Origin of the sequence: Streptomyces sp. HSW2009, from assembly GCF_040240285.1 — a bacterium.
GTDB lineage: Bacteria > Actinomycetota > Actinomycetes > Streptomycetales > Streptomycetaceae > Streptomyces.
On sequence record NZ_JBEHZD010000441.1, the window covers coordinates 1 to 6,906 of the forward strand.

The following is a 6,906-nucleotide window of genomic DNA, read 5'->3' on the forward strand; positions in this document are numbered from 1 at the left end:
ACGGCGGCGTCACCGCGCTGATCGCCACCAACGTCGCGGCCCGCGGCATCCACGTGGACGGGCTCGACCTGGTCGTGAACATCGACCCGCCCACCGACCACAAGGACTATCTGCACCGCGGCGGCCGGACCGCGCGCGCCGGCGAGTCCGGCAGCGTGGTCACCCTGGTCCTGCCCGAGCAGCGGCGCGAGGTGAACCGGCTGCTGGCCGCGGCCGGCATCACCCCGCAGACCGTGCAGGCCCGGCCGGGCGACGACGAACTGGCCCGGGTGACCGGCGCCCAGGAGCCCTCCGGCGTGCCGGTCACCATCGCCCCGCCGCCCCGCCCGGGGGCCCGCCCCCCCCGGCGCCCCCCCCCCCCCCCCCCCCCCCGAGCAGCTCACTTTTTATAACGTGACGGAGTGCAACCGAGGTAGGTGTCTGTCTCGTGGGCTAGGAGATGTGTATACTAGCCAGGCACGGCCGGCGACGCCGCGAGCCGCCGCCAACGCCGCTGCCGGTACCGCTCCAGGAACGCCACCCCGACGAAGAACCCCCCGAGCACGGCTCCGCCCAGCGTCGAGACCAGCAGGTCACCGAGATGGCTGTGTGGGGAGACGAACCAGCAGAACAGCGCGAAGGGGACGCCGACGACGAGGCCGACCCGCAGCGGGTGGCGCGCCGCCCAGCGCTGGGTGCTCGTCGGCGGCTTGTGGCTGCCGAGCGCCCGGTCGAAGACCCCGACCGCCCCGACCGCCCTCGTGCGTCTTTGCCTCCGCTCTGCCATGGCCGCAGCCTACGACAGCGTCCGCCCCCACGTTCTCCCTGGTCAGCACCGGTCCACCGGTACCCGGCAGCGGCCGGGCGGTCGCGCTCACCGACCGCTCGCAGGCCGCGCGGTCACGTCGTACGGCACCGTGCCCGCAGCCCGCAGCCCGCAGCCCGCAGCTTGGGGCTTGGAGCCCCGCAGTCCGGAACCGCCCCGCTGCCCCAGCCCCGCCCGTGCCCCGACGCGCGCTCACGCCGAGATCGGGGCGGTCTCCCAAGCGAGCGCCACCCGGTCTTCGACCGCGAGGTAACCCAGGCGCGGGTAGAGGGCGTTGGTGGTGGGGTTGGCTAGGTCGGTGAAGAGGAGTACGTGGGCGGCGCCCGCCGACCGCGCCGCCGCGGACACGGCGGCTACCAGGGCGCTGGCGTAGCCGCGCCCCCGTAGTGCTTCGGGCGTGTAGACGCCGCCGATGCGCACCATCCCCCCACTGGCCCCGGTCGCCCCGGCCATCGACACCGGCACCCCGTCCACCTCCCACAACGTGCAACCACCGCGCGCGAGTTGGGCATCGAGGGTACGGGCGCTGCCCGTCGGGTCCTCGCCGATGGCGCGGTGGTAGGCGACGAACCAGTCGAGCAACAGCGCCCGGTCCGCCGCCGTGGCCCGCCGGGCGATCCCCGGCGGGGCGGGTCTGGGCGGCACCAGGTCGCCGAGCCGGTACAGCCGCTGCCGGCTTCTCACCTCCGCGGCACCGCCGTCCCGCAGCCAGCGCGCGGCGAAGGCCCGGGCCGCCGACTCCGGCCCGGCCACCCGGGAGACCGCGGGACCGCCACCGTCCCGCAGCAACGTCGCCAGGTCGGCCGCCACGCCGTCGGTCATCGGCGTGAGGTGCAGCGGGTACGGCGGCGTCCACAAGAAGGCCGCCGCCACGGCCCCGTCAGACCCGCGCCACCAGCCGTACCGCGGAGGCGTCGCCCCGTAGCGATCCGCCCCGCCGACCCGGACCGCCTCCGCGATCGAGATCAGCAGGGTGTGTGCGTCGGGCCGGGTGGCAAGGAAGGGGCCGGCCGCGGTGATGAATGCGGCATTGTCCTCACTCAACGTCCATGTCATGACCACAGCTTCCCGGCTCCCGCACCCCCGGCGCACGCATTTTCCCACCCACCACCCACGCCCCGCCCCGCGCCGACCCGTTGCGGCGCTGAGCTCCTGATGTCCCCCACCTTTCCGTCCCGGCCGGGTCCCGACGTCCGGTACGCGTACGGCCCCTGCTCTCCGCGTCTGCGCCCGCCGCGCTGTTGGTAGGGAGCTGGGCCCTTGACGCCCCGTGCGTCGCAGACCCGACAGGGTCCTACACCCCTCGTACAGCCCCGCTCGGGGGAACCCGCACACCGCGTCCAGGCGTTCCGTAAGGCCCCGGACCCGTACGATCCCGGCCACGACCGCCCCTCGGGGCCGGTGTCGCGCACGGTCCTCGGCCCACGTGCGAGGCCGGGCGCCCGCAGCATCGGCAGGGGCATGCCGTCGGGCAGCGGCCGTGCCGCCAGGCACAGGCACCCGCCCCACCCGCCCGGCAGGGCACCCGCCCCACCGGCCCCGGCTCAGCGCATCGTCGTCACCTTCGCCAGCAGTTCGCCGCCCGACCAGCGGCGGGCCGCGCCGGGGCCGGCCGCCTCCATGCGGCGGACCAGGGACACCAACTCCCTGTTGACCGGCGCGGGCAGGGCGTGCCTGGCGGCCAGTGCCACCACCTCGCCCTGGAGCGAGTCGATCTCGGTGGGCCGGCCGCGCTGGAGGTCTTCCCAGGTGGAGGACCTGGCCTGGGCGTCGATGGACAGCGTGGCGGTGGCCAGCCGACGGAAGATCCCGTCAGGTAGCCGTAGCAGTCGCGGGGTGAGCCGGGCCGGGATCGGGCCGAGGCGCGCGGGCTGTATCCCCTCGGCCGCGTACGCCGCGAGCGCTTCCGACTGGCTCAGCGCCAGGCACTCCCGGTAGGCGCGCTGGCCGAGTTGGTCGCGCAGCGGCAGCCCGGACAGGGCGTTGATCGCGTTGTTGAGGTTCATCAGCAGCTTGGCGCACTGCACCTCGCGCATGTCGTGCCGGGCCTCGATCCGCAGCCCCGCCGCGGTCAGGGCCGCCACCAGCGGCTCGGCGTGCCGGACGGCCTCCACCATCAACGTGCCGCCCGAGCCCTGGTGGAAGGCGCCGGGGCCGGTGCGCACCACGTTGTACGGGACCATGCCGGCCAGCACCGGCCGCCCGGTGAGCACTTCCGCCAGCGCCCCGGTGTTGCGCAGCCCGTTCTGGAAGCTGACCACGACGGTGCCGGGCGCCAGGTGCGGGGCCAACTCCCTGGCGGCCTCGCCCGTGTTCGCCGACTTGACGGTGACCAGGACGTAATCGGCATCGGCCGCACCCTCGGCGCCGGTGGCGAGCCGCACGCCGAGCGGGCCGCCGTCGGTGTCCACGCGCAGCCGCGGGCGCCCGCCGCCGGAGAGCGCGAGGCCGCGGGCGCGGAGCGTGTCCATGGCGGCGACGCGGCCGATCAGGGTGACGTCGGCGACGCCGGCGAGACTGCCACCGAGATGACAGCCGATGCTGCCGGCGCCCATGACGGCGATCCGTAGACGGTGGTCGGGGCGGGGCGCGGGCTGTGACATGGGACCCGGTCTCCTCGCGGTGTGGTGGCGGCCGTGGGGCGCGACGGGATGGCTGCCCCGCGGCCCACTCGCTCCCGATCGCCCCGACCCGCCATGAGCCGGACCCCGCCGGGCCGCGGGCTGCGCGCCCGCGGTGGTGCCCGCAGTCGGGCGGAACGGGGGCCGAGGGGGAGAGCGGGGCACGGGCCTGCTGTGCGCGGCTGGACAACGCACCCTCGGTCACGCTTCAGCGCCAAACGTACCGTTCGGTATGCACGTCGTCCAGGGTTCGCGCGCCCGTGGCGCAGCCATCCGCATGAGGCCGCACCGGCCGGCACCCGCCCCGACCGGCCACCTGCCGTACGGGCGCTAGGCCAGGCCCAGCGCCCGGGTGCCGGGAGCGCAGCTCTCCCGCAGTTCGGCCAGGTCCGCCGGGGGCAGCTCCAAGGACCGGCCGCGGCGGCTGCCGTCGAGGTGGGCGCGGCCGGCCGCCAGCCAGTCGGGGTGGGCCGGAACCCCGGCGAACTCGGCCAGCCGCGCCAACTCGCGCTCCGGCGCGTCCAGCAGGTCCTCGTAGGCGAGCGTGGTGCGCCGCTGCTCGGGGAGCCGGTCGAGCAGCGCCACGCCTTCGCCGATCAGCTCCGACCACAGCGCACCGAACCCGGCGACCGACATCGGCCGGTCCATGACCAGGGCCTGGCCGTCGAACTCCCGGGTGAGCAGCGGCGCCAGGTCGGGCGGCAGCTCGCGCACCTGGTCCGCGGTGAGCTGACCGAGGTCGGTCACTTGGCAGCGGTTCATGAGCTGGCGGAGCAGGGCGATGGTCCGGTAGCCGGGGTGGCGGCTCATCGACAGGGCGCAGTCCGGCCCGCCGCGGAAGAGGTGGACGAAGCGGGCGGTGGGGAAGGCGTCGTTCAGCCGTGGCACCCACTCCAGCGAGTAGCCCGAGCGCTCCACGACCGCCGTGCCGCCGCAGCGCGCGCACAACAGGTCGAACAGGGCCGCGTAGTGCTCGGCGACCGGGCGACACGGCCAGCCCGCCACCTCCGCCACCAGCGCGTCCAACAGGCCGTCCGGGTCGTCGGTCAGATGCGGCAGCACCATCAGCGACAGCGCCGGGATGCCCGTGGTCGCGGCGGCGTACCGGCCCGGCTCGCGGACGTACAGGAACTCCGGCAGGGGCACGCCGCTGCGGATGAGGGTGTCGAAGACCGGATTGGGGTCGGTCAGCAGGCGCTGGAAGCGGGCCGCGCTCACCGGCCCCGGCGGCAGCGCGCCGGGCCCGAGCGAGGCGTACAGCTCGTTCAGGCTCAGCAGGTCGGGGTGGGCGTTCACGATCCGGGACAGGGCGCTGGACCCGCTGCGACCGGTGCCCACGATGAAGGTCAAGGGCCGCATCTGTCCTACCTCAGGTCGACGGCAGCGTGAACGATCACACCCTAGCGACGGCTCGCGGCCCTCGACAGGGCCGCGCCGGCGCGGTGGCGGGGGCCGCTCGCGGGGCCGGCGCCGATGGTGGGTAGGGCGTTGCGGGCAAAGGGAGAAAGCGTTTGCGGTGGTGCGCGGGTGGATGCGGGGCGCCGCCCGTGCCGGGGCGCTTCCGGTGCCGGGTCCGAGGGCGGGCCCGGTCCGGTGTGACCGCGCTAACGATCAAAGGTCGCCCGCCGCCCGATGTGCCGTGCTACCTTTGGGGGCAGTTGCAGTTGTGGTTCCCATAGACGTTGTGTGCGCCTGCTGGTTCTGGACCTTCAGGCGCATTTTTGTTTTCCGGTGGTTTTTTCTCCGGGCGGGTGATCATCGCGACTACACGGAATCCGTAAGGTGCGGATTCTCGTACGACCCGTAAGGAGACGGTTATGGCTACCGGCACCGTGAAGTGGTTCAACAGCGAAAAGGGCTTCGGCTTCATTGCCCAGGACGGCGGCGGCCCCGACGTCTTTGCCCACTACTCGAACATCAACGCGCAGGGCTTCCGTGAGCTCCTCGAAGGCCAGCAGGTCTCCTTCGACGTGACCCAGGGCCCGAAGGGCCCGCAGGCGGAGAACATCGTTCCCGTCTGAACCGGCACAGCCACCGCGCTGTGTGTCGGGCCCGCACCCCAGGGTGCGGGCCCGGCCCATGCCGCCGTCCCGACGATGTGACGGCGGACACCGGCCAGGGCACCCCCTTTGAATTCCCCGGCGAAATTCGCGGCATGCGATGGGGAAAGATCCCGAGCACGCATGCATCAGGCGTCGTCAGTGGTGAAAAGGGTGCCGTCGCCGGCCCCGAGATAGTCAGGCGCCACATTCTTCCGTACGCGCCCTGCCATTATCCCTTTCGGTTCGTTCTTGCGATTCCTGCGCGGCCAGGCCGCCGCCGGGTCTTCCTCGACACGTGCCGTTTCGAGGAAGGTTCCGCATGAACCGCTCCACCCGCTCATCCGAGCGTTCCCCCCGTTCCGGCCAGGGCCAGTCCGGTTCCGGACGCCCCCGCCCCAGGTCGCAGGGGCAGGGCCAGGGCCGTCGTCGGCCCGCGCCCGCCGTCGGGCACGCCGAGTTCGCGTTGCCCGTGACCACCACTCCGGCGCTGCCCGCCGTCGAGTCCTTCACCGAACTCGGGCTGCCCGACCCCATGCTGACCGCACTGGCCGAGAACGGTGTGACCTCCCCGTTCCCGATCCAGGCCGCCACCCTGCCCAACTCGCTGGCCGGCCGCGACGTGCTCGGCCGCGGTCGCACCGGCTCCGGCAAGACCCTCGCCTTCGGCCTGGCCCTGCTGGCCCGTACGGCAGGCTCCCGCGCCCAGTCGCAGCAGCCGCTGGCCCTGGTGCTGGTGCCCACGCGCGAACTGGCCCAGCAGGTCACCGATGCGCTGACGCCCTACGCCAAGGCCGTACGGCTGCGGCTGACCACCGTCGTCGGCGGGATGTCCATCTCGCGGCAGGCGGGTGCGCTGCGCGGCGGCGCCGAGGTCGTGGTGGCCACGCCGGGGCGGCTCGCCGACCTCATCCAGCGCGGCGACTGCCGGCTCGACCAGGTGCGGATCACCGTGCTCGACGAGGCCGACCAGATGGCCGACATGGGCTTCATGCCGCAGGTCACCGCCCTGCTTGAGCAGGTGGCCCCGGACGGGCAGCGGATGCTCTTCTCGGCCACCTTGGACCGCAACGTGGACAAGCTGGTCCGCCGCTACCTCTCCGACCCGGTCGTCCACTCCGTCGACCCGTCGGCCGGCGCGGTCACCACGATGGAGCACCACGTGCTCCACGTGTCCGAGGCCGACAAGCAGGTCGTGGCCACCCACATTGCCGCCCGCGACGGGCGAGTGATCATGTTCATGGACACCAAGCACGCCGTGGACCGGATGGCCAAGCGCCTGCTGGCCAACGGCGTACGGGCGGCTGCGCTGCACGGCGGCAAGTCCCAGCCGCAGCGCAACCGGACCCTGGACCAGTTCAAGAACGGCGGCGTCACCGCGCTGATCGCCACCAACGTCGCGGCCCGCGGCATCCACGTGGACGGGCTCGACCTGGTCGTG

Annotated in this window: 7 protein-coding genes; 3 read left to right on the plus strand and 4 right to left on the minus strand. The window is 73.6% G+C overall.

From position 1 onward, the window contains the following. A partial coding sequence (locus tag AAHZ94_RS25630) for a helicase-related protein (RefSeq protein ID WP_349995580.1) occupies positions 1 to 392 on the plus strand: 392 nt, incomplete at its 5' end. A gap of 56 nt (positions 393 to 448) precedes the next feature. Here AAHZ94_RS25630 and AAHZ94_RS25635 read toward each other — a convergent pair. From AAHZ94_RS25635 to AAHZ94_RS25650, 4 genes are all read right to left on the minus strand, one after another. Further along, positions 449 to 766: a hypothetical protein gene (locus AAHZ94_RS25635; protein WP_349995581.1), complete on the minus strand. Its 318-nt coding sequence runs from the start codon at positions 764 to 766 to the stop codon at positions 449 to 451. Between the two features lie 231 nt (positions 767 to 997). After that, the gene (locus AAHZ94_RS25640; RefSeq protein WP_349995583.1) at positions 998 to 1,861 is read right to left on the minus strand and encodes a GNAT family N-acetyltransferase; all 864 of its coding nucleotides are present in this window, start codon (positions 1,859 to 1,861) and stop codon (positions 998 to 1,000) included. A 488-nt stretch (positions 1,862 to 2,349) separates the two neighbouring features. Next, positions 2,350 to 3,408: a 2-dehydropantoate 2-reductase gene (locus AAHZ94_RS25645; protein WP_349995585.1), complete on the minus strand. Its 1,059-nt coding sequence runs from the start codon at positions 3,406 to 3,408 to the stop codon at positions 2,350 to 2,352. Between the two features lie 348 nt (positions 3,409 to 3,756). Next, positions 3,757 to 4,785: a sulfotransferase family protein gene (locus AAHZ94_RS25650; RefSeq protein ID WP_349995586.1), complete on the minus strand. Its 1,029-nt coding sequence runs from the start codon at positions 4,783 to 4,785 to the stop codon at positions 3,757 to 3,759. Positions 4,786 to 5,243: 458 nt separating this feature from the next. Between AAHZ94_RS25650 and AAHZ94_RS25655 the strand changes: the two genes are divergently transcribed. Together AAHZ94_RS25655 and AAHZ94_RS25660 are read left to right on the plus strand one after the other, a co-directional pair. Next, on the plus strand, positions 5,244 to 5,447 hold the full coding sequence (locus tag AAHZ94_RS25655) for a cold-shock protein (RefSeq protein WP_349995587.1): 204 nt from the start codon (positions 5,244 to 5,246) through the stop codon (positions 5,445 to 5,447). A 340-nt stretch (positions 5,448 to 5,787) separates the two neighbouring features. Continuing rightward, positions 5,788 to 6,906, plus strand: a 1,119-nt coding sequence (locus tag AAHZ94_RS25660) for a DEAD/DEAH box helicase (RefSeq protein WP_349995589.1), incomplete at its 3' end; no start/stop codon positions are given.

What these genes read in the sequence shown, in the direction of transcription:
- AAHZ94_RS25635 (WP_349995581.1), bottom strand. Translation starts at nt 766, where the DNA reads ATGGCAGAGCGGAGGCAAAGACGCACGAGGGCGGTCGGGGCGGTCGGG.
- AAHZ94_RS25640 (WP_349995583.1), bottom strand. Translation starts at nt 1,861, where the DNA reads ATGACATGGACGTTGAGTGAGGACAATGCCGCATTCATCACCGCGGCC.
- AAHZ94_RS25645 (WP_349995585.1), bottom strand. Translation starts at nt 3,408, where the DNA reads ATGTCACAGCCCGCGCCCCGCCCCGACCACCGTCTACGGATCGCCGTC.
- AAHZ94_RS25650 (WP_349995586.1), bottom strand. Translation starts at nt 4,785, where the DNA reads ATGCGGCCCTTGACCTTCATCGTGGGCACCGGTCGCAGCGGGTCCAGC.
- AAHZ94_RS25655 (WP_349995587.1), top strand. Translation starts at nt 5,244, where the DNA reads ATGGCTACCGGCACCGTGAAGTGGTTCAACAGCGAAAAGGGCTTCGGC.